Source organism: Micromonospora sp. NPDC047756, from assembly GCF_055587245.1.
In genome coordinates, this window is the sequence record NZ_JBVJGQ010000011.1 from 153,569 (window position 1) to 176,476 (window position 22,908).

Sequence of the window (22,908 nt, forward strand, 5' to 3'; positions counted from 1 at the left end):
ACGCCTTCCTCTGGTCGCGGATGGCCGCACGCTAACCCTCGCCGAAACAATCTGCAATACCTTGCAAACATGGTCGCAACAGAGCACGTCCTTGCGGAAGCGTCGGTCAGAGCCCGTTGCAGCGCGTCCCGTCGACAGTGCACTCCCGTGGCGTGGTGGGGGCCCGCTCCATGTGGAACCGCAACGACACCGAACCGCCCGGCGGCACGTCGACCCCACTGACGTACGTGAAGCCGTCGTCGAACTGGCGGATCGTCCCCTGCGGGACGCCCTCCACCCAGGAGGTCACCAGCCGTCCACCGGCGAACTCCAACCGCACCGTCCAACCTCGGCTGCGGTTGGACGTGTTGACCATCGCCACCTCGCCGATGAAGCCCCCGTCGAAGCTCTGCACCACCCGGTACCGCCCGATCATCGCCGGTTGCCCCGGCGCGACCCGGCTCGGCGACAGCATCGGCGACGGCTTCCCGGTCGGACCGGCCGTCGGACCGGCCGAGGGTGACCCGGACCCGGCCGCGGCACTCGACGGCAGCCCACTCGCACGGCCGGATATCCCCGGCAGCACCGGCGCCGGAGACGACGCCGAAGTGGACGCGCTCGGCACCGGTGGCACCGACGGCACCGGCAGCGCCGGCGGCGCCGGCGGTTGCGCGCCGTCCGGCGCCGGGCTCCGTCCCCGGTACGCGCCCAGGGCCACGATGAGCAGGACCACCATCACGACGACACCCGCGCCGACCACGACCCAGGGTGACGTGGCGATCGCCACCGGACCGTGCGATGGGCGCGGAACACGGCGCATGCCGGACATGTACCTCCTTCAGCGGACTGTCCGCGCAGCGTAGCGATCGGCGGCCCGGCCCGGAAAGCCTTGGCGGTGCAGCAGTCTGGCGGCGCGGCGGCGCGGGGGCCTGGCGGCGCGGGGGCGCTGGCCGCGGCGGCGCGGCGCTGGCTCAGCCGATCCGGCAGTCGACCCCGTTGACAGTGCACTTGACCGGTCGCTGCGCCGAGTCACCCCAGCCGACGCGCAGCCGCAGCGTCCGAGAGTCGCCCGCGTCCAGCGAACGGGTGCCGCGCAGGACGAACTCCCCGTGCCCGCGCCCCCGCACCGAGACGCCCGAGTCGTCACCCACCCGCACAGTCCAGGTGTCGTCGTCGAACACCAATTCCACCTGCCAGTCCGCCGACCGACTCGACTCATTGGCGATCGACAGGACCGCCGCGTCCCCGTCCCAGCCGTTTGAACCGACCTCGTACCGGGCGCTCACCGCTTCTTGCGCCGACGGCGCGATCAGGACGCTCGTCCGCCCCGGAGTCGGCGAGCCGGTGACAGTGGCCCGCGGTGACGGCGTCCGGCTACTGCGTGACGGTCGCGGCGACACCGAGCGCCGCTCCACGGCGGCCGGAGTCGGCCCACCGGTGGCCGACGTGGCGGCCGGCACGGTCGGCAGGAACACCGGAGGCGCGGCCTGCGGCGGCGCGTCCCGCTCCCTGGTGCGAAACGACAGCAGCGCGATCACCAGGAGCACCACCAGCGCGCAGACACCGAGCAGCACCACGATCCACGGCACCGACGCCATCGCCCGCGCCGCCCGCGAATCTGCCGCACCGTCCGGCCGCACCGCCATCAGGTCTCCCCTCGTCCCCCACCGACGCGACAGCGTAGCCAGCGCCGCACGGGCCCGAAACCGGGTGGGTACGGATCGGGCCAACCGGCCCCCGTCGGTCAGCCCGTCCGGACGACAGTGCAGATCAGTGGTCCGTCATCGGAGATACGCAGCAGGTAGCGGTACCGCTCCCCCGGCACCGCCTGCCCTCGGCAGTCCAGGAACTCCCACTCCACCGCCACCATCGTCAACAGCGCGGACACCGCCTGCACGTCCTCGATCCGGGCGTGGGCCGCGACCAACTCCCGGTCCTGGTAGTCGGGTGCGGCGCCCACGAAGGACAGCGCCACCGCCGCCGCGGACGTGAACGAGAAGCTGTAGGTGTCGGCCACCACCAGCCCCGGCAGGGCGTAGCAGCCGGCGATGGCCGGCAGGTCACCCGAGGTCAACGCCACGCCGTACCGGTCGAAGAAGTCGGCCAACGTGTCAAGATCCGTGGAGGCGTTCACGGTCACAGCAATTGCCGGTGACCGCACAGGTCAAACCTCAGCGCCGCGGTACCTGAACCTCGATCTCGGAACCCAACCGGGCGTCAGCGGCCAGCCCCAGGTCGTCCCCGCTCCAGAACCGCCCCGGGTCGTACCAGTTTGGACGTCGACCCGCCGGCAGCAAACCCATCGCCTCATAGGTCACCGCCACCACCTCGGCGCAGTACGCCGTCTCCAGCGCCCGGTCCCGCTCCCCCGCCGACCGGGCCGAGCCGACCGCGCCGGAGGGTTTGGCGCGGTCAGCCGGGTTGGCGCGTTCGGTCGGGTTGGGACGGTCAGTCGGGTTGGGACGGTCAGCGCTGTCGGTCGGGTTGGGACCGGGTGCCGGCTGGCCGAGGCGTGCCAACGCCGACAGCCCACCGAGGTGCGGCAACGCGGGAAGCCGACCGGGACGCGGCAGCGCCGGCACCCGACCTCGCACCCAGCGCCACGCCAACTGGGCGGTCGACGGGAACGGCGTGCCGTCCAGCCGCGCGATCGTCCGCAGCACCGCCTGCTCCATCTCCGCGTCGGCCGGCGGGTCGAGCTGCCGCAACCAGGCCCGCTGGCCGTACCGGTTGGCCCAGACGCAGACCGCGTCCCGCAGGTCGTGCAGCTGGACGCCACGTTGGTGGCTGCCCGACCACAGGTCCGGCAACGACCTGCCCAACTCCGCGTGCCACATCAGCGGCGGCATGTCGTCCAGCACCACCGCCATCCCGACGTGGTTCACCGGGCTGTTGGTGGTGAACTGGATCGCCCGGTCCGGCACGCTGCGGCCCCGGAACACCCACACGTCGCCGGTGCGGGTCAACTCGACGGCCTCATCCAGGCTGATGCTCATGAGGGTCTAGCCTAGGCCGATGCGGCAACGAATGCGGTGGTGGAAGGTTCTCGGGCTGGCCGGGCTCGCCGGTGTCGCGGCATCCGGCGTGGTCATCGCGCGGGCCGAACGGCGTCGGCGGGCGTACACCCCGGAGGAGATCCGGCAGCGGCTGCTGGAGCGGCACGCCCAGGCCAGCGACGCCGCGAAACCCGCTGACCCGACCTGACCCACCGTCCTCTGTAGATCGTCGTCGGGGCAACCGGACAGGTCGATGATCGTTACGATGAGGCGATGACGACGCCCGTCGCACAACGGCCCTTCGTCCTGTCCATCCCGGCCGCGCCGGTCGAACGACACGGCAACGTCGACCTGCACCTGCCCACCCACACCGACCGCGCTCCCGCCGTCGTGGTGGTGCACGGCGCTCCGCTGCCGCCCGACGCTCCCGACCCCCGCGACTGGTTGCTCTACCGCGGCTACGGCACCCTGCTCGCCGCGAGCGGTGCGGTCACCGCACTGGTCAGCTACCAGGTGTCCGACCTGTCCGCGCTGCCCGCCGCAGCCGACGACATCGCCGCGATGGTCGAGCAGGTCCGCGCCGATCCGCGGGTCGACCCCGAGCGGGTGGTGCTGTGGTTCTTCTCCGGCGGCGGCCTCTTCGCGGCCGACTGGCTGCGCGTCCCCCCGGCCTGGCTACGCGGGATCGCACTGACATATCCGCTGCTCATCCCGTTCCCTGGCTGGGAGGTCGACGCCCGCTTCCTGCCGGTCGAGGCCCTCAGCTCCGGCACCGGCGTGCCACTGGTGCTGACTCGCGCCGGTCAGGACATACCGCCGGTCCTGGCCGGTATCGACGCGTTCGTCCCCGCTGCGACCGCCCAGGGCTGGCCGATGCGGGTGATCGAGGTGCCGGACGGGCAGCACTCCTTCGAGATCCTCAACCACGGCCCGCAATCCGAGGCAGCCGTCCTGGCCGCCCGCGACGCCGTCCTGGAACTGCTCGACGCACCCTGACCACTCCCGCCCCACCGACGCAACCGGACCACTCCGCCCCACCTCGGTCGGGTCGGTAGCGGACCGACGATCGGTGCGCACGGGCATGATCCACTCGGGTTCCGTGATGTCGGGGCATCCCCGGCATCGGGACACCGCGACTTCCATGAACCCGAGTGGATCATCCCGGCCTGCCGCCATGCCGGCCTTTCCGACCGCGGGAGGCGAGTGTTTTGTCGGGTTCGGGGTGAATGTCGGGTGGTCGGGGCCACCCCGGCGGCGGAATCGGCGGCCGGTCGGGGTCGTTATACCTGGCAGATCACCGCGACCGGCGAGTCGCAGAGCGCGGGCAGCGGCCCCCTCCGGGAACACCCGCCAGGCCGCCCCGGTTACACCCCCCGCACCGGCTGAGCACCACACGGCCGCCACGGTAGCCCTCTGGGAACACCCGCCAGGCATCCCCGGTTACACCCCCGCACGGCCGAGCACCACACGGCCGGCGGGCTGCCGTCGGGAACACCCGGCAGCCCGCGCCGGTTACACCCCCGGAGCGGCCGAGCACCACAACAGGCTGATCCCCTCGCGGTCAGGCCGGAATGACCGGCCACCGCGAACGGTTACATCCCTGTCCCGACGCCGACCCCCTCGTTGCGGGGTCGCCGGGCAAGAACTTTCCCGCGCCACCATCCCCCGCTGTGGTGTGGGTTTCCCCCTAAGGCAGAGGAGCACGCCATCATGCGTACCGATCTGATCCGTAAGACCGCCCTGACCGCCGCTGGGCTCGCGTTCGCCGGTGGTGCGATCGCCGGGCCGGTGACCGCCGCTTACGCCATGTCCGATGCCAAGCCCACCACTGGGACGCAGGCTGACCGCAAGGGTCATGGTGAGCGGGAGTTGGGTGTGCGGTACGAGGCGCAGCCGAACTTCTACTACTGCGGGCCCGCCGCGACCCGTAACGCTCTGAGTGTGCAGGGTAAGAACATCAACGTCGATGACATGGCCAAGGAGATGGGCACCACCGAGGCCGGCACGAACTCGATCAACGACATCACCCCGGTGCTGAACAAGGAGACCGGTAAGAACAACGCCTACCGGTCGGTGGAGATCAGCACCCCGGACGCCGACGCGAAGCAGACCGACCGGCTGCGCGCTGACATCGTCCGCACCGTCGACGACGGCAGGGCCGTGGTCGCGAACATCGCCGGGACCAGCACCGACACCACCGGTGTGAGCCACTCCTACGAAGGCGGGCACTACATCAGCGTCGTCGGCTACCGCGACAACGGTGACACCGTCACCATCGCCGACTCCGCCGACGCCAACCAGGCCGCCTACCAGATCAGCGTCGAGCACCTCGCCGACTGGATCGCCACCCGCGGCTACGCCACCAGCTGACCCCCGACAAGCACCACCACCACCACCAGCACACACCGAAGGGCCGGACCCCCACCACGGGGCCCGGCCCTTCGGCATGACCAGTCGAAGATCAGTGCTCGTTGCCCGCGCGGACCGGATCGCCGTCAGAGGTGATCGCAGCCGACGGACCGTCGGCGGCCACCTCCCCGCCGGACGCGCTGTCGGTCGACGCGACGCGGTGGGCGCGGCGGCGCAGCCACCAGGTGCTGCCGAGCCCGGTGAGCACCGCGAGGACCAACCCGGCCCAGGAGATGTCCTTCAGCCAGTGTTCGGCCGCCTTGCCCACCGAGTAGAGCAGGTACGTCGTGCCGAAGGCCCAGACCAACCCGCCGGCCGCGTTCGCTAAGAGGAAGCGGCGGTACGGCACGTGCAGCGCACCGGCGAGCGGCCCGGCGAGGATCCGCAGCAGTGCCACGAACCGACCGAAGAAGACCGCCCAGACGCCGTACCGAGCGAAGCTCTGTTCGGCACGGGCGAGTTGCGCCGGGCCCAGGTGTTTGGGGAACCGTCTGCCCAGTCGGGCGAGGAGCGGGCGACCGCCGCGTCGGCCGACGGCGTACCCGACGGAGTCGCCGACGATGGCGCCGAACGCCGCGGCGCTGGCCACCCACTCCGGCTCCACCACCCCGGTGGCGGCCAGCAGGGCGGAACTGACGAGCACGATCTCTCCGGGCAGCGGGACGCCCATGCTCTCGACGCCGATCACGCCGGCGACGATGAGGTAGACCACGCCCGGAGGCAGGGCCGAGAGCCAGTGCTGGACGTCGACCACTCGGCACCCCTTCCGATCCGGCCTCAGACCCTACCCCGGGACCTGGTGAACCGGCGTGCTCGCGGACTCCGCCTGGCCGCCGCCGTCCCGGCTCCACCGCGGGTTTCTAGGGCTGGCATCAGCCGGCGGGCGGGGCGGTTTCGGTTTCTCGACCAGGCCGAGCAGGCCGACGTAGAAGGCGCGCGAGACCTCCTCGGTGCCGCACCGACGGGGCAGCAGCACGTGGTGGATCATTGCGGTACCTCCTGTCTCGAACCCTGGCGCTCGCTTGCGCAGATAGCAAGACGGACGTACGGTTTTGTTGGAAGCGGATTCGGGCGGTAAGTGTCACCTAACCTCGGCGGCACCCCGACCGGTGCGACAGACTGCTCAGGACTACTCACGGTCGCTGGTGTGAAGGAGTACGACGTGGCGAGCCTCGACACCTTCGGTGCGAAGACCCAGCTACGCGTCGGAGACGCGAGCTACGAGATTTTCAAGATCGACAAGGTGGACGGCCACGCGCGGTTGCCGTACAGCCTGAAGATCCTGCTGGAGAACCTGCTGCGGACCGAGGACGGCGCGAACATCACCGCCGACCACATCCGCCAGCTCGGCGGGTGGGACTCCACCGCCGCCCCGAGCGTGGAGATCCAGTTCACCCCGGCGCGGGTGCTGATGCAGGACTTCACCGGCGTGCCCTGCGTGGTCGACCTGGCCACCATGCGCGAGGCGGTACGCGACCTGGGCGGCGACGCCACCAAGGTCAACCCCCTCGCCCCGGCCGAGCTGGTCATCGACCACTCGGTCATCGCCGACCTGTTCGGCCGCGAGGACGCGTTCGCCCGCAACGTCGAGCTGGAGTACGAGCGCAACAAGGAGCGCTACCAGTTCCTGCGCTGGGGTCAGACCGCGTTCAACGAGTTCAAGGTCGTCCCGCCGGGCACCGGCATCGTGCACCAGGTCAACATCGAGTACCTGGCCCGCACGATCATGGAACGCAACGGCCAGGCGTACCCGGACACCGTCGTCGGCACCGACTCGCACACCACCATGGTCAACGGCCTGGGCGTGCTGGGCTGGGGCGTCGGCGGCATCGAGGCCGAGGCCGCGATGCTCGGCCAGCCGGTCAGCATGCTGATCCCCCGCGTGGTGGGTTTCAAGCTCTCCGGTGAGATGCCGGCCGGCACCACCGCGACCGACCTGGTGCTGACCATCACCGAGATGCTGCGCAAGCACGGTGTGGTCGGCAAGTTCGTCGAGTTCTACGGCCCCGGCGTGAGCGCCGTGCCGCTGGCCAACCGGGCCACCATCGGCAACATGTCCCCGGAGTACGGCTCCACCGTGGCGATCTTCCCGATCGACGCGGAGACGATCCGCTACCTGGAGCTGACCGGCCGGGACGCCGCGCAGGTCGCGCTCGTCGAGGCGTACGCCAAGGAGCAGGGTCTCTGGCACGACCCGGACGCCGAGCCGGAGTACTCCGAGCGCCTGGAGCTGGATCTCGGCTCCATCGAGCCGTCGCTCGCCGGCCCGAAGCGCCCGCAGGACCGGGTGCCGCTGGGCAGCGCCAAGACGCTGTTCCGCTCCGCGTTGACCGACTACGTGGCCGACGACTCCGCCGGTGAGCGCGACCTGAAGCCGAGCGTCGCCCGTGAGGAGCTGCCGCGCGGCGCCAACGGCCCGGCCGACGAGGCCAGCGCCGAGTCCTTCCCGGCCAGCGACCCGCCGGCCAACGAGTTCAGCGACCCGGCCGACGAGCCGCGTGACCTGGAGACGGCCGCGGCCGGGGCCGGTGGCCGGGCCACCAACCCGATCCGGGTCACCGGCACCGACGGCGTCGAGTACGAGCTGGACCACGGCGCGGTGGTGATCGCCGCGATCACCTCCTGCACCAACACGTCCAACCCGCAGGTGATGATCGGTGCCGCGCTGCTGGCGCGTAACGCGGTGGAGAAGGGCCTGTCCCGCAAGCCGTGGGTGAAGACCACCCTGGCGCCCGGGTCGAAGGTCGTCATGGACTACTACGAGCGCGCCGGCCTCACCCCGTACCTGGACAAGCTCGGCTTCAACCTGGTCGGCTACGGCTGCACCACGTGCATCGGCAACTCGGGCCCGCTGCCCGAGGAGGTGTCCGCCGCGGTCAACGAGCACGACCTGTCGGTGGTCTCGGTGCTCTCGGGCAACCGGAACTTCGAGGGCCGGATCAACCCGGACGTCAAGATGAACTACCTGGCGTCGCCGCCGCTGGTGGTCGCCTACGCCCTGGCCGGCACCATGGACATCGACCTGGCCAACGAGCCGATCGGTGAGGACTCCGAGGGCAACCCGGTCTACCTGCGCGAGATCTGGCCGAACAGCGCCGAGATCCAGGACGTCATCGCGCAGGCGATCGGCGCCACCGGTTTCAGCGCCGCGTACGCCGATGTCTTCGCCGGCGACGAGCGGTGGCAGTCGTTGCCGACCCCGACCGGCGACACCTTCGCCTGGGAGAACGACTCCACCTACGTGCGGAAGCCCCCGTACTTCGAGGGCATGCAGCAGGAGCCGAGCCCGGTCGTCGACATCTCCGCCGCCCGGGTGCTGGCCAAGCTGGGCGACTCGGTGACCACCGACCACATCTCGCCGGCCGGCGCGATCAAGGCGGACTCCCCGGCCGGCACCTACCTGGCCGAGCACGGCGTGCCCCGCCACGAGTTCAACTCGTACGGTTCCCGCCGGGGCAACCACGAGGTGATGATCCGGGGCACCTTCGCCAACATCCGGCTGCGCAACCAGCTGGTGCCCGGGGTGGAGGGTGGCTTCACCGTCAACCACCTCACCGGCGAGCAGACCTCGATCTACGACGCCTCGATGGCCTACCAGGAGGCCGGCATCCCGCTGGTCATCCTGGCCGGCAAGGAGTACGGCTCGGGCTCGTCGCGGGACTGGGCGGCCAAGGGCACGATGCTGCTGGGCGTCCGGGCGGTCATCGCCGAGTCGTACGAGCGGATCCACCGCTCGAACCTGATCGGGATGGGCGTACTGCCGCTCCAGTTCCCGGTGGACGTCACCGCCGAGTCGCTCGGCCTGACCGGCACCGAGACGTTCACCATCACCGGGGTGACCGCCCTGAACGACGGTGACACCCCGCGCACCGTGCAGGTCAACACCGACACCGGCGTGGAGTTCGACGCCGTGGTGCGGATCGACACCCCCGGTGAGGCGGACTACTACCGGCACGGCGGCATCCTGCAGTACGTGCTGCGCCGCATGATCGCCAACTGACGTCGTACGGCTGGTGGAAGGCCGCTCCCGCTCCGGCGGGGGCGGCCTTCGCCGTTCCAGGCGAGGGAGGCTCGCTGTCAGAGCGCCCGTAGTCGCTCGGCTACCGCGTCATCCACGGCGCGGCACGCGTAACCCCGTAACCGCCGTCGCAGGGTGGTCGCCCGAAGCGTGTCTCGCGCGGCAGCCCGCAACACGGCGCTGTCGGCGGCCAGAGCCTCATCCACCTCGGCGAAGAGACTCTCGACCTGACGCATGTCGTAACCGCGCAGAGTAACCACGAACGGCAGTGTCATGTGACCACCATATCGATCGCCGCCTGCGCCGTCAGGGTGAGCGCTCAGCGCAGCCGCAGTGCGACAGCGCGGGCCTCCTCGTCCGTGAGTGGCAGAAACCAGAGGAAGCGGCGGACGATGGCGACCGGGTCGGGGCCGCCGGGCTGGCCGCGCAGGTCGCGGATCGCCCGGCGGGTGATCCGGGAGAACTCGGGGATCAGGGTCGCCCGGCGGGCGGCGTCCGTCGGGGTCGCTCGCAACGCCGGGCAGGGCCAGTCCTGACCGCAGGCGTCGCACGTCCAGAGCGGGCCGTCGGCGGTGTGCGCGACCGGCGGACCGCCCCGGGAGCGCCAGCGTGAGGCGGGTACGACGTTCCCCCCGCGACCGGGACCACGGTACGGAGGGTGCCGTGGTCCGGTCGGGCCGGCGGTGTTCACCCGGGGCGAAGCCGGTTGGCTCGGTCGATGTGGGCGGTGGCAGGGCGTGTCGTCGGGCATCCTGTGCTCCCTCCTCGATGCTGTCTACACAGCACCCTGCCGAGGGTTGCCAAGCGATCACACCGCGTAGACGTATTTCCTGTCGACGTCTGGAACGTTCTGAAGGGCTTGGAGATGAATCGAGCAGTACAGGCGGCGATGGCTGAGCGGGGCCACACAGCGGACAGTCTCGCTTCTCAGATCGGCGTCGATCCGAAGACGGCGGCGAAGTGGGCGAGCACGGGACGAATCCCGCAGACGCGTCATCGTGCGCGGGTCGCCGAGCTGCTCGGGCGGAACGTCGAGGAGCTGTGGCCCGACGCGCTGAAGCGCCGGACGCCGGCCTGGTTCCGCCCCTGGGCCGAGATCGAGCGCGAGGCGCTGTCGCTACGGTCGTTCCAGCTCGCGTGGATACCTGGCCTTCTTCAGACGAAGGCGTACGCGCTGGCGACGCTGGTCGGCGAGGCGCTGACACCGGCCGAGGCCGACGACCTCGCCGAGGCGCGGCTGAGCCGACAGGCCATCCTGCGCCGGGAACGTCCGCCGCTGCTCGTCGCGGTCCTCGACGAGGGAGTCCTCCGGCGCACCCTCGACGGCGACCGGGCCATGATGCGGGAGCAGTGCGAACGGCTGGCCGAGCAGGCCGCCCTGCCGAACGTGTCGCTGTTCGTCGTGCCCGTCGACGTGGGCATGTACCCGGGCCTCGGTGGGCCGTTCACGGTGGCCGAGATGCCGGACGGGGCCCGGGTCGCGCACGTCGACAGCCAGGCGCAAGCGCAGCTCATCGACAAGGTTGCCGACGTTGCTACGCTCGACCGACGGTGGGAACGCATCCGCGACGGCGCCCTGTCGCGGGCGCAGTCCCTCAATCTCATCAGGGAAGCGGCAGCCTCATGGACCTGACCGGCGCTCGGTGGCGCAAGAGCAGCAAGAGTGGCAACAACGGCGGCGACTGCGTCGAGGTGGCCGACAACCTCGCGGGCGTCATCGGCGTACGCGACTCGAAGGACCCGGCCGGTCCGGCGCTCGCGTTCGACCCGGCGGCCTGGACCAGGTTCGTGGCAATGGCCAAGCGCTGCTGACCCTCCCCGCGGTCGTGTGTCGAGCGACAGATCGCGCCGATCTTGCAGTTTCGGTCGTCGACATGAGGGCTTCTGTCCCTTGTGTCGGGACAGAAAATGCAAGATCGCGGAGCGGGGGATGACCGACGGTGCCGTGCGGCCGCTCCGCTACCGGTCGAGTTCCTCGGCCCGGTCGAGCAGCGCGCGGCGCTCGGCGGTGGAGCCCACCGCTGCCGCCGCCTCCCGGAACAGTCCTGCCGCGCGTCTCCGGTCGCCCTGCCGGGCCACCAGGTCGGCCTGCACCGCCACGGCGAGCGGGTAGCCGTCCAGCCCTCCCCCGGCACGCGCCGCGTCGAGCAGCACCAACCCGGCGGCCGGCCCGTACGCGTACCCGTGCGCGACCGCCCGGTTGAGCGCGATCACCGGTGAGGGGCGCAGGTCGGCGAGCGCGTCGTAGGCCCGCGCGATCGTCGGCCAGTCGGTGTCGTCGGCCGAGGCGGCGGTGGCGTGGCAGGCGGCGATCCGGGCCTGCCACGCGTACGGCCCGTCCTGGCGTACCCGATGGAGGGCATCCAGGCCCTCGGCGACGGCGGCGTGGTCCCACAGTGAGCGGTCCTGCCGCTCCAGGGTGACCAGGTTGCCGGCGGCGTCGCGGCGGGCGTCCCGACGGGAGTGTTGGCACAGCAGCAGCGCCAGCAGCGCGGCGACCTCGGACTGGTGTGGCATCAGCCGGTCGAGCAGCCGGGCCAGCCGGACCGCCTCGTCGGCGAAGGCCGGTTCGCCGTCGGCGACGTAGCCCCGGGTGAACAGCAGGTACAGCACGGCGAGGACGCCGGGCAGCCGCTCGGTCAGCGCCGGCCCGCTCGGCACCCGGTACGGGATGCCGGCCTGCGCGATGCGGGTGCGCGCCCGGGTCAACCGGCGGGTCATCGTCGAGTCGCTGACCAGCAGCAGGCGGGCGATGTCAGCGGTCGGCACACCGCAGACCGTTCGCAGCGTCAACGCCACCCGGGCCTCGATCGCGAGCGCCGGATGGCAGCAGGTGAAGATGAGACGCAGCCGGTCGTCCACCACGTCCTGCCCCGTCTCGGGCTCGGGGTGCGCGCCATCGGGCGTGAGCAACGCCAGGTCATGCAGCTTGCGCTGCTCCACTGTGGCCCGGCGCAGCACGTCGATCGCCCGGTTGCGCGCCACGGTCATGAGCCAGCCGCCCGGGTTGGCCGGCACACCGTCGGTGGGCCAGCGTTCCAGCGCGACGGTCAACGACTCCTGGGCGCAGTCCTCGGCCAACGCCCAGTCACCGGTGACCCGGATGAGGGTCGCGACGATCCGGGGGTACGCCTCGACGCCGGCGACCGCGACGGCCTCCGCCGCCGCGCCGGCCGCTGCTCCCGTGCGCATCGGCCGGCGCTGCGAGGTGGACACCTTCGTCAGTCGGGCAGGTCCGCGAACGGACGCAGTTCCAGTCGCCCCTCACGGGCCATCGGGTGGGTGCGGGCCACCTCGATCGCCTCGTCCAGGTCGGCGCAGTCGAGCAGGTCGAAGCCCACGATCACCTCGGCGGTCTCCGCGAACGGCCCCTCGGAGACGAGCAGCGCGCCGTCGCGAACGCGGACGGTGGTGGCCGCGCTGGTCGGCCCCAGCACGTTGCCGCTCAGGCGGCGGCCACGAGAGTCGTTCTCCGCCACCCACTTGTCGATGTCGGGAAGCTCGGTGGGGTCGGTGTCCGGCTCGGTGTCGCTGCAAACGAACATCATGTACTTCATCTGATCGCTCCCTTGGTTTCTCGGGGTGTCGCCAGCATGACGATCGGCCGGGAGCGTTCCGGACACCCTCCCCGAAAAAAATCCGGTCAGTCTCCGCTGGCGGCGCGGCGACGGGCCTCGCGGGTCTTCATGGCGTGCTCCATCAGCGTGACGAGCACCTCCTTGCTGGACTCACGCTGCCGGGCGTCGCAGAGCAGCACCGGCACACCCGGGTCCAGGTTCAGCGCGGCCTGCACCTCGTCGAGCCGGTACTTGCGGGCGTCCTGGAAGCAGTTCACCGCCACCACGAAGGGCGTGCCCCGACCCTCGAAGTAGTCGATCGAGGGGAAGCAGTCGGCTAGCCGGCGGGTATCGGCCAGCACCACCGCACCGATCGCCCCCAACGCCAACTCGTCCCAGACGAACCAGAACCGGTCCTGCCCCGGCGTCCCGAACAGGTACAGCACCAGGTCGTCGCTGATGGTGATCCGGCCGAAGTCCATGGCCACGGTGGTGGTGGTCTTGCCCTCCACCCCGGACAGGTCGTCGATGCCGACCCCCGACTCCGTCAGCACCTCCTCGGTGCGCAACGGCCGGGTCTCGCTGACCGCGCCAACCATCGTCGTCTTGCCCACGCCGAAGCCACCCGCGACCAGGATCTTGATCGCGGTGGGCAGTGGCGCCGCTCCCGCCGGCCGGTCAGAGTGCCCGTAGTCCATTGATTACCGCCTCGAAGATGCTGTTGTCGGGAAGACCGGCCGTGGTCTGCGGCTCGCGGACCTGCACCAGGCTGCGGGCCGCCAGATCACCGAGGAGCACCCTGATGGTGCCCACCGGCAGGTCGAGATGGGCGGCGATCTCGGCGACGGACTGTATGCGTTGGCACAGCCCGACGATCGCCAAATGCTCGGGACCAAGACCGACCTCGGGCGTCACCTCGGCTCGGGTCGCCGTTACCAGGGAGATCAGGTCGAATGTGCCGGTGACCGGGCGGGCCCGACCACGCGTCACCGCGTACGGACGCACCACCGGACCGGCGTGGTCATCCACCCACTGATGGTCTGCGGACTCCCCCTGGACCGTCATCGCCGCTACCTCTCGCCGACCTGCTGATCAGTGCCGCGTGACGGTGATGCGACGTACTTGCCGACCCGGGTGACCAGCATCGCCATCTCGTAGGCGATCAGGCCGACGTCGGCGTCCTCACTGGCCAGTACCGCCAGACAGGCATTGCGGCCGGCCGCGGTGACGAACAGGAACGACGACTGCATCTCGATGATGGTCTGCTGCACCTGCCCGCCACCGAAGCGCTTGCCGGCGCCCCGGGCGAGGCTCTGGATGCCGGCCGCCATCGCCGCGAGGTGCTCGCCGTCGTCCCGGCTCAACCCCTGGGAGGAGGCCATCAGGAGGCCGTCGGTGGAGAGCGCGACCGCGTGTTCGGCCTGCTTCACCCGGCCCACCAGGTCATCCAGCAACCACGTCAGGTCGGCGCTCGAAGCCGTCTTCTGGGTCACTTCGTCGTCCTCTTCTCACCCGGCTGTGTGCCGTTGTTCGTCTGGGGCTCGACCGTCACACCGCGCATCGTCGGTGCCCGGTCAGGTCGCTTGTGGATCCTCGTCGGTCGGCTCGGACGGCGTCGTCGTCGCCGGTGCGCCGGAGGCGCCGCCGAGCAGCCGCGCCGCGTCGGTCCGCCCACGTCGGGTGCCGGTCTGGTAGGAGCTCATCATTCGGCGAACCTGCTCCGGTGGGCGCACCACATCCTCGTCGTCGGTCTCGGACACCGCCGGGTCGTCTCGCAACTCGGGAACGATGTTCGCCTGTCGGACCCGGACGGGCAGGCCGGAGTCGGTCCGCTCCGCATCGGCGCGGGCGGGCACCGGGCCACCGTCGCCGGCCGGGGCCGGCTCCCCGTCGGCGGTCGCCGAGCGGCTGGTGTCGACGGCGGGCAGGCCGGTGGGCACCGTCGGGGCTTCCAAGGCTGGCTGAGCGGGCCCGCGCCGGGCGCGGGTGGGCAGGTCGGGGGCGCTGGTTGCCGGGGTGGTCCGCTGTCGGGTGGGGAGAACGGTGTCCGCCTCAGCCTCCCCGTCCGCCGTCGGATTCGACGCCGCCGGGGTCACCGCCGCCTCGGACGTGGTGGTCGCCGGTGTGGCGAGCGCGACCGGCGCGAGGGACGCCGGACGGCCGCTGTCCGTGGCGGGCGCCGACGGCAGCGGGATGGCCGAGCCGGTCCGGAACGAGCCGGAGTCCTCCGGGGAGGCGTCGGCCTCGGTGACCAGCTCCAGCGGGATCAGCACGACGGCGGTGGTGCCGCCGTACGCGGACTCCTTGAGCCGTACCCGCACGCCGTGCCGTTCGGTCAGCCGGCTCACCACGTAGAGCCCGAGGCGGGCGGCGTTGGCGAGGTTCAGCTCGGACTGGTCGACGATCCGGTGGTTCGCCGCGGCCAGGTCCTCCTCGCTCATGCCGAGGCCCCGGTCCTCGATCTCGATGGCGAAGCCGTTGGCGACCAGTTGACCGCGGACCTCGACCGTCGTGTGGGGCGGGGAGAACGACAGGCCGTTCTCGATCAGCTCGGCGAGCAGGTGGATGACGTCGCCGACCGCGCGGCCGGCGAGCGAGACCGGTCCGAGCGGCAGCACGTTGACCCGGGTGTAGTCCTCCACCTCGGCCACGGCACCGCGCACCACGTCGACCATCGGGACGTTGCGCCGCCAGGCCCGACCAGGGGTGGAGCCGGAGAGCACGATCAGGTTCTCCGCGTTGCGCCGCATCCGGGTGGCCAGGTGGTCGACCCGGAACAGGTCCTCCAGCTCCTCCGCGTCGTGCTCGCGGCGTTCCATCGCGTCGAGCAGGGTGAGCTGACGGTGGACGAGCGCCTGCGTGCGTCGGGCCAGGCTCAGGAACACCTCGCGGACGTTGCGACGCAGGTCGGCCTGCTCGACGGCGGTGCGCAGGGCGGTCTCCTGAACGGCGTTGAACGCCTTGCCGACCTGACCGATCTCGTCGGTGCCGAACTCCAGCGGGGGCGCCTCGGTGGCCACGTCGACCTCCTCGCCGCGCCCGAGCCGGTTCACCACCCGGGGGAGCCGCTCGTCGGCGAGCTGCCAGGCGGCCTGCCGCAGCCGCTCCAGCTGGCGCAGCAGGTTCCGCGCGGTGGTGATGGAGACGACGACGGAGGCGATGACGGCGAGCAGGCCCAGACCGGTGGCGAGCACCAGCCGGACGACGACCATCACGGCGACGCCGGTGGCCCGGCCGACGATGCCCTCACCGCCGTCGAGCACGACGTCGTTGATCTCGGCCAGCGCGGGTTCCACGGTGCCGCGCCACTGCTCGGCGCCGACCGGTAGCTGCGTCGACGGCCGGCCCTCACGAATGATGCTGTCCTGCACGGCGCGCAGTCGGGTGAACGCCTCACCCTCGACGAGCTGCTGGTACCGGCGCTGGTCGGGGTCGGCGAGCCGGACCCGGGCCTCCTCACCGACGAACCGCTCCGCGCCGACCAGCGCGACGTAGCGGGCGTACTCGGCGCCGCTCATCCGACCGTTGCCGAAGAGGCCGCTGAGCAGAGCGTCCTCCTGCGAGATCAGCTCCTTCATCCGGTTGAGCTGGATGAGGGCCGCCGCCTCGCCGGCGATCTGCTTGTCGTCCAGGCTGCCTGTCACGTCGTAGATCTGGAAGATCGACTCGATCGCGTCGGTGTACGCCTCGGCGGCGGCGATGCGATCGATCTTGCGGTCGAGCACCTCGGCGCGGGTCTGCTCCAACGTGTCGACCTGGGCGATCGTCATCCGGAGCTGGTTGTCCAGTGCGGAGCTGCCGGCGATGTCGACCTGCCAGTTGCGCACCGAGTCGGCGAAGGCACCGGCAAGCTCGGTGGTCTTGCGGTGTTCGGCCTCGAGGGCCGTCCGCTGCGCGGCCTCGGGACTGCTCAGGTACGCCTGGGTCAACCGCCGCTCCACCTGGAGTTCCTGCAGCAGCGGCTCGCTCGGCACATAGACCTTGCTGTTGAGCAACTGGACACCGAGAAGGTTGAAGCCGTCACGCAGAGTGACCCACGCCGCGAACATCCAGAGCGCGACCAGGGAGAGCAGCAGGGCGACAACCTTGGTGCGGATACTCGTACCGCGAGAACGCATTGAACCGTCCCAGGCCGGGCGTTGACTCAGCTCATCAACGAATGATCAGAGGGGGCGACGTCCCACCACAGCGGGGCATCCGGGGCTGAGGCTCTGCGTACGCTAGCAGTGTCCACACAACCCCTCAAGTCGCTGTTTTTGTTGACTGGTAACCGCAATCCACCACCGATCGGTCCACGCCGGCGGCACGGATACCGGCCAGTCGGCAGGCGGCGAGCACCGCGGCGCGAACGATGAGGATTGGACAGTACAGCTCCTTGCCGTACCACAGTGGAGGGTGCTCCCGCGCGGCGGATCCGTGCAGGTAGGCGTGCCCGCGCGCCACGGCGTCATCGACCCGGGGCACCGTCGTCGGCACCGTCAACAGCACCTGGAGGGCGTACGCGGTCTCCTCGACGGTGCCGTCCCACCGGCCCCACGAGCCGTCCGGGCGCTGGCTGTTCAGCACCCAGCCGGCCGCCCGATCCACCGCCTCGGCGGCGGCCGCGCCCCGCCCGAAGTCGGCAAGCGCCAGCACGCAGCAGGCGGTGGCGTAGTACGGCGACGCGTGCCACCTGTCCTGCCAGGCACCGTCCACGCGTTGACGCCCGGTCAGCACCGCGCTCAGCCGGTCGACCGCCCGGTGACAGCGCGCGTCAGCGTCCGGTTGCCGGCTCACGTGCTGACCGAAGGCGTTCAGCACATGGGCGTTCGTGGTGACCGAGAAACCGTCCTCCCCCGGCCAGGTGCAGAAGCCGTCCGCCGTCTCGTACGCCCAGAGGCTGGCCGGGTCCGCCGGGCGGCCGAGTCGAGCCAACGCGTCGAGGGACACCGCCGTGGTGTCGGCGTCGGTCGGCAGGCCCTCGCCGGTGGCGATGCCCTGGCCCGTGGTGGCAGCGGTCAGGCTCTGCAGGACGGAGCCCGGCGGGTCGATCGTAAACCCGGCCCGGTGCAGACCGCTCAGCACCCAGGCGCGCTCGAAGACGGTGATCGGTGCCGGGCAGGGCACCGGACCACCTCCGTCGCTGATCAACGCCCGCAGGAAGGCGTACGCGGCGGGACCGGCAGCCGGGCCGGCGACGCTCAGCCAGGCCGCGGTCGCGGCCGGTGAAGCGCCGACCGAGGTGAGCGTGGGGCCGGCGTCGGAGGGCACCGCGTCCAGGATCTCGTAGAAGTGGGCCAACTTCGGCGGCAGCACCGCTCCGGCAGCCACCGCGGACCGCACCGCGCGCAGCCGGTCCCGGTTCAGCCCGGCCGGGAGCGGCAGTGGCGCGCGGGCCAGCCGGTCGGCGACGCCTCGTTCCAGCCCGGCGAGTCGGCCATTGATCGTGTCGACCAGCGCCGGAACGATGAGGTCCAGCGCGGGGGTGTCCGGCAGGGTCCGGGCGTCCATGCGGAGCAGCGTGTCGACGAGCGCGCGGAGCCCACGGGCCACCGGGGCGAGCAGCTGCGTCCCGGTCCTGCCGTCGGACAACACGGCGAGCAGCGCGTCGGTGGCGCTCAGCGTCGGCACCAGGGCGTACCCCTCGGGTGGACCCCAGGCCCCGTCCGGACGCTGGCTGCGCACCAGGAACGCGATCCGCTGGTGGTGCCCGTCGAGCCAGGGGGCGACGGCGACCAGCCGCCCGGTCTCGTACACCGACGCCGCGACCTTCCCCCACGGCCGCAGGCCAAGGCGGGCGATCAGGTCGTCGGCGGCGTCGACGAGCGGGTCGGCAGTCGTCGCCGCGTCGGCGATGACCAGGGCGGCGCAGTCACTCATCGCGCACTCCCCAGAAGTCCGACACCTGGTAGAAGCCGCCGGTGAAGGAGATCTGCCGGTTGAGGTAGTCCGCCTGACGGGGGCACCGCTCGGCGAGGGCGGCCAGGTCCGCCCGGGAGCGGGCGGTCAGCTCGGCCAGCCGGTCGTGCACCTGCGCCGGGTCGTCGACGAGCGAGAGGGCGTTCAGGTCACCCCACTCGGCGTCACGTGCGTGTGTGGCGAGGTCGTTGACCAACCGCAGCACCCGCTGCACGCCACGTCCGGCGTCCAGCAGGTCGGTCAACTGGGCAAGTGTCCGATCGTCACCGGTCGCGATCCAGTGGGTGACGTTGACGAAGGAGCAGGCCAGGTTGTCCGCGTTGTCCAGGTAGCGGTCCAGGTCCGGCAGGCGTCGCCCGGTGGTCGGGTCGGTCGGCAGGTTCTTCCAGTCCCACTCCCGCGCCACGGCGTCGAGCATCCGGGCCAGCTCGTCACGCCAGATCGGGCGCCGCCGGGCGAACGCCGGCACGGCGCTCAGCTCGTCGCGCAGGTCGGCCAGCAGTCGGGCCAGGTGCCGCCCGGGTGGCGGCGCGCCGCCGTCGGCCACCGCCAGGCAGTCGTTCACGACCTCCCGGACGTCGTCGACGGACCGGGCGAGGTAGTCGACCTGCCAGTCGGCGGCGAAGACCCAGAGCAGGGTACGGGTGGTGATCCGCAGTTCGGCGGCGGTGTGCCACGGCGCGGTGAAGGCGATGGCGGTGGCCACCGACGTGAGCAGGGCCGGGTCGAACGGCGCGGCGTCGAACAGCTCGGGATGGGCGGCGGTGACGGTCTGAAGGTCGCGTACGCCCCGTACGGCGAGTGCGCACACCCGGCCCTGTTCGTTTACCGCGTCCTGACCGGCCCGCGCCGGTCGCGGGGTCCCCGTCACGGCGCGGCCGGACGCTCGACCGGGGTGAGGATGAGTTCGGCCCGTTGCCTGGGTTGCAGCGAGGCGCCCATCCGGGGGGTGAGATCGACCGGTTCACGGAGCCGGAAGCGGTAGCGGCTCAGCACGGTGCTGACGATGAGCTGGGCCTCCAGCAGGAACAGGTACTGCCCGAGGCACTGGTGCGGGCCCCCACCGAACGGGAAGTACGAGTATCGGTAACGCCGCCGGGGCAGCTCCGGCGCGAACCGCTCCGGGTCGAAGAGGGTCGGGTCGGGCCAGAACGTCGACATCCGCTGGGTCACGTACGGGCTGACCAGCACGGTGCCGCCGGCCTTGACCCGCACCCCGCCCAGCACGTCGTCGGCGACCGCGGTGCGCGGGATCATCCAGCCGGCCGGGTAGAGCCGCAGCATCTCGTCGAGCACCATCCGGCCGTAGCGCAGTCGGGGCAGGTGCTCGCGGCCGACCCGTTCGGCGCCGACCACCCGCTCGATCTCGTCGGTCATGCGCTCGGCCACGTCGGGCCGGGACCCGAGCACCGGCCAGAGCCAGGAGAGCAGGGCGATGGTGGTCTCGGTGGCGGTGGAGAACATCGCGACCACGTCGCCGCGGATCGCGTACTCGTCGGGTTCGCTGCCGTCGGCGCGCGGCCGGCAGAGCGTGGAGATGACGTCCTCGCCGTCGGTGGGATGGGCCCGGGCCTCCCGGATGATCGGCAGCACCACCTCGTCGATGGTGCGCACCGCCTCGCGGAAGCGCCGGTCACCGGGCATCGGCACCGCGTACGGCACGGCGGGCATCAGCAGTCGGGGGAGCATCGCAGTGGTGACGGTGTCCAGCGCGGCGCTGATCCGCAGCGCGTCGGGGACCGAGATCCGGTCGGCGAAGAGCACCCGCATGGTGGTGCGCAGGACGATCCGGGTCAGCTCGCCGCCGCCGTCGATCGGGCGACCGGCGCGGGCCGGTTCGAGCCACTCGTCGACCGCCTCGTTGATCGCCTCGGCCATCCTGTCGACGAGCATCTCAGCCCGCTTGGCGGTGAACAACGGTTGCAGCGCGCCTCGGCTGGACTCCCAGATCTCACCCTCAGCGACCAGGATGGCGTCACCGACGATTCGCCGTACGGGCCGCCAGAGCAACCCGTCGCCGTCGCGGGTGTAGTTGGCAACGTTGTCCCGCAGAATGCGTTGCAGGTGCTCAGGGTGGCTGACCAGATAGGGGCGGAACGAGCCGAGGTTGAGCCGGACGACGTCACCGCCGGCGTCCTGCGCGATGTCGACGAGTGCGCCCAGCGGATCGCGGGCCAGTGCCGGGAGTACGCGTCGTAACGGGATCGTCCGGGGCTCGGCGCTGACGGTGACGGGGCGCGCCTCGGACACCTGCGACATCGAACCACGTCTCCTCGTCGTCCCGACGACCGTGACGGTCCACTTCGGTCGGTCGGGTTGATGAATCTTTCACCTTCTGGGCCGCCGGAAGCATCTCACCAAACGGAGGGCACCTCCAGACTTGCGGACGACGCAATTTCCATCTAAGCGCACGCACAACCATCGATGTTCTACGTCGAGAGAATCCTGAATGGATATTCAGAGGTGGCATCGGTCGGGTAGCCCACCGCGCCACCACGACCGGCGGAAGCGGGCCGCGGGCCGCCGGCGGGGCTGCCACCTCCGCGCCCGCACGACGGAGGGCCGAGCGGTGCGGGTCGGTGATCCGGGACGCACCGGTACCCCCGAATCCGGGCGACGCCCGGCACCCTGTGCCAGGCTCTGTGGCATGGACGACAAGACCATCCTGAACCGGATCTCCGAGCTGGTCGACGAGGAACACAAGCTGCGTGCCGACGCCCAGGCCCACGAGTCGGGCACCGAGGGCGAGGCGAGCGAGCGGCTGCGCGCCCTGGAGGAGTCCCTCGACCAGTGCTGGGACCTGCTCCGCCGCCGGCGGGCCGCCCGGGAGACCCACGGCGACCCGGACGCCCAGGGCGAACGCCCCAAGCCCGAGGTGGAGCGCTACCTGCAATAGCCGACGTGGCGGGTCGGGCGGTGCGGCCGCCCGACCCGCTCCGATCAGCGCAGGCCCGCCTCGTGCAGCAGCTCTGCGGTCAAACTGCCCGGGTCCACCAGCTCGGCGGGGAGACCCCGGGCCGCGAACCAGGCGCCGACCACCCGCACATCGCGGGCCAGGAACTCCGGCCCCTGTGGGTTCGCCACCACGTCGACCACCTGCGGCAGGTCGATCACGACCAGTCGCCCCTGGTGCACGAGCAGGTTGTACGGCGACAGGTCGCCGTGCGCGTAACCGGCCCGCGCCAGCACCCGTAGCGCCTCCACCAGTTGGGCCCACAGGTCACGCAGCTCGGTCGGGCCGGGTCGCAGCTGGGCCAGTCGGGGTGCCGCCTCCCCCGACTCGGCGTCACCGACGAACTCCAGCATCAGCTCGGTGCCCCGCAACTGCACCGGGTACGGCACGGCGATCCGGTCGTGCCCGGCGCCGATCTCCCAGAGCCGGCTCAGCGCGGCGAACTCGGCGGCCGCCCACTGCCCGGCGATCATCTGCCGGCCGAACGCCGTCCGGCCGGCCATCGCCCGGTTCTCCCGGGACCGGCGCACCCGACGGCCCTCCAGGTAGCCGGCATCGCGGTGGAACAACCGGTGCTCGGGATCGCGGTAGCGTTTCACCGCGAGCAGACAGGACCGGTCGGTGTCCGGCACGGCCCGACGCACCAGGTGGACGTCCGCCTCTTTGCCGGTCTTCAACACACCCAGCTCGGCGTCCTTGGCGGCCAACTCGGTGACCAGCCAGGCGGGGTGCGGCTGTGGTCCGTGCACGGCGTCGTCCCAGGACGACCAGCGCTCGCCGGTGTCCGGGTCAGGTTCGCTGTCCGGGTCCGCGAGCGGCTCGGTGGGCCGCCCGCGCTTCAGAAACTGCGGTTCGTCGTCGTCGAAGCGGCTCTTGCCGCGGCTCCGGCGCTCAAGGGCCGGAAGGTCATGATCGCGCACTGTGGTGAGGTTCCCTTGGTCGAGGCTGAGATAGGCAGCTGGAAGCGACCTGCAAAGACGGCCATGACCCGCCTCCTCTCCTCGACCGGGCACACGCCCGGGATGCACCATGCGCGGACAATGCTGGTACGGCCACGTCAGCCGGTCAACCGAATTACCGGGCCGCCACCCGAACGAC

24 protein-coding genes are annotated in these 22,908 nt (G+C 71.3%); 7 read left to right on the top strand and 17 right to left on the bottom strand.

Going from position 1 to position 22,908, the window contains the following annotated elements; all coding sequences use genetic code 11:
• Positions 1 to 106: 106 nt before the first annotated feature.
• The 4 genes from ACZ6NZ_RS31535 to ACZ6NZ_RS31550 form a co-directional block, all read right to left on the bottom strand.
• On the bottom strand, positions 107 to 808 hold the full coding sequence (locus ACZ6NZ_RS31535; protein WP_465861501.1) for a cellulose binding domain-containing protein: 702 nt from the start codon (positions 806 to 808) through the stop codon (positions 107 to 109).
• Between the two features lie 142 nt (positions 809 to 950).
• Positions 951 to 1,625 (bottom strand): hypothetical protein, encoded by a 675-nt coding sequence (locus ACZ6NZ_RS31540; RefSeq protein WP_366613092.1) that lies wholly within the window; start codon positions 1,623 to 1,625, stop codon positions 951 to 953.
• Between the two features lie 98 nt (positions 1,626 to 1,723).
• Entirely contained in the window at positions 1,724 to 2,113 is a 390-nt protein-coding gene (locus ACZ6NZ_RS31545) for a hypothetical protein (RefSeq protein WP_357234833.1), read from the bottom strand.
• Between the two features lie 37 nt (positions 2,114 to 2,150).
• Positions 2,151 to 2,975 carry a hypothetical protein gene (locus ACZ6NZ_RS31550; protein ID WP_465861502.1) on the bottom strand — a complete coding sequence of 275 codons (825 nt, stop codon included), beginning with the start codon at positions 2,973 to 2,975 and terminating at the stop codon, positions 2,151 to 2,153.
• A 19-nt stretch (positions 2,976 to 2,994) separates the two neighbouring features.
• On the opposite strand from ACZ6NZ_RS31550, the gene ACZ6NZ_RS31555 reads away from it, so the two are divergent.
• The 3 genes from ACZ6NZ_RS31555 to ACZ6NZ_RS31565 all read left to right on the top strand — a co-directional run bounded on the left by ACZ6NZ_RS31555 (position 2,995) and on the right by ACZ6NZ_RS31565 (position 5,345).
• Positions 2,995 to 3,183: a hypothetical protein gene (locus tag ACZ6NZ_RS31555; protein WP_366613155.1), complete on the top strand. Its 189-nt coding sequence runs from the start codon at positions 2,995 to 2,997 to the stop codon at positions 3,181 to 3,183.
• 65 nt (positions 3,184 to 3,248) lie between these two features.
• Positions 3,249 to 3,971, top strand: coding sequence for an alpha/beta hydrolase (locus ACZ6NZ_RS31560; protein WP_465861503.1), 723 nt, complete (start codon positions 3,249 to 3,251; stop codon positions 3,969 to 3,971).
• Between the two features lie 714 nt (positions 3,972 to 4,685).
• The gene (locus ACZ6NZ_RS31565; RefSeq protein WP_465861504.1) at positions 4,686 to 5,345 is read left to right on the top strand and encodes a C39 family peptidase; all 660 of its coding nucleotides are present in this window, start codon (positions 4,686 to 4,688) and stop codon (positions 5,343 to 5,345) included.
• Positions 5,346 to 5,436: 91 nt separating this feature from the next.
• Here the strand turns inward: ACZ6NZ_RS31565 and ACZ6NZ_RS31570 are convergent, their stop codons facing one another.
• Entirely contained in the window at positions 5,437 to 6,138 is a 702-nt protein-coding gene (locus ACZ6NZ_RS31570) for a DedA family protein (protein ID WP_465861505.1), read from the bottom strand.
• Between the two features lie 393 nt (positions 6,139 to 6,531).
• Here ACZ6NZ_RS31570 and ACZ6NZ_RS31575 point away from each other — a divergent pair, with 393 nt between their 5' ends.
• On the top strand, positions 6,532 to 9,384 hold the full coding sequence (locus tag ACZ6NZ_RS31575; protein WP_465861506.1) for an aconitate hydratase: 2,853 nt from the start codon (positions 6,532 to 6,534) through the stop codon (positions 9,382 to 9,384).
• A gap of 77 nt (positions 9,385 to 9,461) precedes the next feature.
• Here ACZ6NZ_RS31575 and ACZ6NZ_RS31580 read toward each other — a convergent pair whose 3' ends face one another.
• Both ACZ6NZ_RS31580 and ACZ6NZ_RS31585 read right to left on the bottom strand, forming a co-directional pair.
• Positions 9,462 to 9,677: a hypothetical protein gene (locus tag ACZ6NZ_RS31580; RefSeq protein ID WP_465861507.1), complete on the bottom strand. Its 216-nt coding sequence runs from the start codon at positions 9,675 to 9,677 to the stop codon at positions 9,462 to 9,464.
• A 44-nt stretch (positions 9,678 to 9,721) separates the two neighbouring features.
• On the bottom strand, positions 9,722 to 9,916 hold the full coding sequence (locus tag ACZ6NZ_RS31585; RefSeq protein WP_278147061.1) for a hypothetical protein: 195 nt from the start codon (positions 9,914 to 9,916) through the stop codon (positions 9,722 to 9,724).
• Positions 9,917 to 10,267: 351 nt separating this feature from the next.
• Here ACZ6NZ_RS31585 and ACZ6NZ_RS31590 point away from each other — a divergent pair, with 351 nt between their 5' ends.
• Both ACZ6NZ_RS31590 and ACZ6NZ_RS31595 read left to right on the top strand, forming a co-directional pair.
• Positions 10,268 to 11,035 (top strand): Scr1 family TA system antitoxin-like transcriptional regulator, encoded by a 768-nt coding sequence (locus ACZ6NZ_RS31590; RefSeq protein ID WP_465861508.1) that lies wholly within the window; start codon positions 10,268 to 10,270, stop codon positions 11,033 to 11,035.
• Positions 11,026 to 11,214 (top strand): DUF397 domain-containing protein, encoded by a 189-nt coding sequence (locus ACZ6NZ_RS31595; RefSeq protein WP_357717589.1) that lies wholly within the window; start codon positions 11,026 to 11,028, stop codon positions 11,212 to 11,214. The genes ACZ6NZ_RS31590 and ACZ6NZ_RS31595 overlap by 10 nt, the downstream gene beginning before the upstream one ends.
• A gap of 147 nt (positions 11,215 to 11,361) precedes the next feature.
• Here the strand turns inward: ACZ6NZ_RS31595 and ACZ6NZ_RS31600 are convergent, their stop codons facing one another.
• From ACZ6NZ_RS31600 to ACZ6NZ_RS31640, 9 genes are all read right to left on the bottom strand, one after another.
• The gene (locus ACZ6NZ_RS31600; protein ID WP_465861509.1) at positions 11,362 to 12,594 is read right to left on the bottom strand and encodes an RNA polymerase sigma factor; all 1,233 of its coding nucleotides are present in this window, start codon (positions 12,592 to 12,594) and stop codon (positions 11,362 to 11,364) included.
• Positions 12,595 to 12,623: 29 nt separating this feature from the next.
• Positions 12,624 to 12,950, bottom strand: coding sequence for a YciI family protein (locus ACZ6NZ_RS31605; RefSeq protein ID WP_465861545.1), 327 nt, complete (start codon positions 12,948 to 12,950; stop codon positions 12,624 to 12,626).
• A 95-nt stretch (positions 12,951 to 13,045) separates the two neighbouring features.
• Positions 13,046 to 13,657 carry a GTP-binding protein gene (locus tag ACZ6NZ_RS31610; RefSeq protein ID WP_366613171.1) on the bottom strand — a complete coding sequence of 204 codons (612 nt, stop codon included), beginning with the start codon at positions 13,655 to 13,657 and terminating at the stop codon, positions 13,046 to 13,048.
• The gene (locus tag ACZ6NZ_RS31615; RefSeq protein WP_030337267.1) at positions 13,638 to 14,024 is read right to left on the bottom strand and encodes a DUF742 domain-containing protein; all 387 of its coding nucleotides are present in this window, start codon (positions 14,022 to 14,024) and stop codon (positions 13,638 to 13,640) included. Before ACZ6NZ_RS31615 ends, ACZ6NZ_RS31610 begins: the two co-directional genes overlap by 20 nt.
• Before the next feature lie 5 nt (positions 14,025 to 14,029).
• Complete coding sequence (locus ACZ6NZ_RS31620) at positions 14,030 to 14,452, bottom strand: roadblock/LC7 domain-containing protein (protein ID WP_091403761.1); 423 nt, start codon at positions 14,450 to 14,452, stop codon at positions 14,030 to 14,032.
• An 81-nt stretch (positions 14,453 to 14,533) separates the two neighbouring features.
• Entirely contained in the window at positions 14,534 to 17,077 is a 2,544-nt protein-coding gene (locus ACZ6NZ_RS31625) for a sensor histidine kinase (RefSeq protein ID WP_465861510.1), read from the bottom strand.
• Positions 17,078 to 17,201: 124 nt separating this feature from the next.
• A complete protein-coding gene (locus ACZ6NZ_RS31630; RefSeq protein ID WP_465861511.1) occupies positions 17,202 to 18,818 on the bottom strand; it encodes a prenyltransferase/squalene oxidase repeat-containing protein in 1,617 nt (538 codons plus the stop codon).
• Positions 18,811 to 19,728 carry a terpene synthase family protein gene (locus tag ACZ6NZ_RS31635; RefSeq protein ID WP_465861512.1) on the bottom strand — a complete coding sequence of 306 codons (918 nt, stop codon included), beginning with the start codon at positions 19,726 to 19,728 and terminating at the stop codon, positions 18,811 to 18,813. Before ACZ6NZ_RS31635 ends, ACZ6NZ_RS31630 begins: the two co-directional genes overlap by 8 nt.
• Positions 19,725 to 21,062 (bottom strand): cytochrome P450, encoded by a 1,338-nt coding sequence (locus ACZ6NZ_RS31640; RefSeq protein WP_465861546.1) that lies wholly within the window; start codon positions 21,060 to 21,062, stop codon positions 19,725 to 19,727. Before ACZ6NZ_RS31640 ends, ACZ6NZ_RS31635 begins: the two co-directional genes overlap by 4 nt.
• A 442-nt stretch (positions 21,063 to 21,504) precedes the next feature.
• Between ACZ6NZ_RS31640 and ACZ6NZ_RS31645 the strand changes: the two genes are divergently transcribed.
• Complete coding sequence (locus ACZ6NZ_RS31645) at positions 21,505 to 21,753, top strand: DUF2630 family protein (RefSeq protein ID WP_091403743.1); 249 nt, start codon at positions 21,505 to 21,507, stop codon at positions 21,751 to 21,753.
• A gap of 44 nt (positions 21,754 to 21,797) precedes the next feature.
• Here ACZ6NZ_RS31645 and ACZ6NZ_RS31650 read toward each other — a convergent pair whose 3' ends face one another.
• Positions 21,798 to 22,730 carry a serine protein kinase RIO gene (locus ACZ6NZ_RS31650; protein WP_465861513.1) on the bottom strand — a complete coding sequence of 311 codons (933 nt, stop codon included), beginning with the start codon at positions 22,728 to 22,730 and terminating at the stop codon, positions 21,798 to 21,800.
• Between the last annotated feature and the right edge of the window lie 178 nt (positions 22,731 to 22,908).

Excerpts from the sequence above, each read along its gene's own strand:
- ACZ6NZ_RS31535 (WP_465861501.1), bottom strand. The coding sequence starts at position 808 with ATGTCCGGCATGCGCCGTGTTCCGCGCCCATCGCACGGTCCGGTGGCG.
- ACZ6NZ_RS31540 (WP_366613092.1), bottom strand. The coding sequence starts at position 1,625 with ATGGCGGTGCGGCCGGACGGTGCGGCAGATTCGCGGGCGGCGCGGGCG.
- ACZ6NZ_RS31550 (WP_465861502.1), bottom strand. The coding sequence starts at position 2,975 with ATGAGCATCAGCCTGGATGAGGCCGTCGAGTTGACCCGCACCGGCGAC.
- ACZ6NZ_RS31555 (WP_366613155.1), top strand. The coding sequence starts at position 2,995 with ATGCGGCAACGAATGCGGTGGTGGAAGGTTCTCGGGCTGGCCGGGCTC.
- ACZ6NZ_RS31560 (WP_465861503.1), top strand. The coding sequence starts at position 3,249 with ATGACGACGCCCGTCGCACAACGGCCCTTCGTCCTGTCCATCCCGGCC.
- ACZ6NZ_RS31565 (WP_465861504.1), top strand. The coding sequence starts at position 4,686 with ATGCGTACCGATCTGATCCGTAAGACCGCCCTGACCGCCGCTGGGCTC.
- ACZ6NZ_RS31580 (WP_465861507.1), bottom strand. The coding sequence starts at position 9,677 with ATGACACTGCCGTTCGTGGTTACTCTGCGCGGTTACGACATGCGTCAG.
- ACZ6NZ_RS31590 (WP_465861508.1), top strand. The coding sequence starts at position 10,268 with ATGAATCGAGCAGTACAGGCGGCGATGGCTGAGCGGGGCCACACAGCG.
- ACZ6NZ_RS31595 (WP_357717589.1), top strand. The coding sequence starts at position 11,026 with ATGGACCTGACCGGCGCTCGGTGGCGCAAGAGCAGCAAGAGTGGCAAC.
- ACZ6NZ_RS31600 (WP_465861509.1), bottom strand. The coding sequence starts at position 12,594 with ATGCGCACGGGAGCAGCGGCCGGCGCGGCGGCGGAGGCCGTCGCGGTC.
- ACZ6NZ_RS31605 (WP_465861545.1), bottom strand. The coding sequence starts at position 12,950 with ATGATGTTCGTTTGCAGCGACACCGAGCCGGACACCGACCCCACCGAG.
- ACZ6NZ_RS31610 (WP_366613171.1), bottom strand. The coding sequence starts at position 13,657 with ATGGACTACGGGCACTCTGACCGGCCGGCGGGAGCGGCGCCACTGCCC.
- ACZ6NZ_RS31615 (WP_030337267.1), bottom strand. The coding sequence starts at position 14,024 with ATGACGGTCCAGGGGGAGTCCGCAGACCATCAGTGGGTGGATGACCAC.
- ACZ6NZ_RS31625 (WP_465861510.1), bottom strand. The coding sequence starts at position 17,077 with ATGCGTTCTCGCGGTACGAGTATCCGCACCAAGGTTGTCGCCCTGCTG.
- ACZ6NZ_RS31630 (WP_465861511.1), bottom strand. The coding sequence starts at position 18,818 with ATGAGTGACTGCGCCGCCCTGGTCATCGCCGACGCGGCGACGACTGCC.
- ACZ6NZ_RS31645 (WP_091403743.1), top strand. The coding sequence starts at position 21,505 with ATGGACGACAAGACCATCCTGAACCGGATCTCCGAGCTGGTCGACGAG.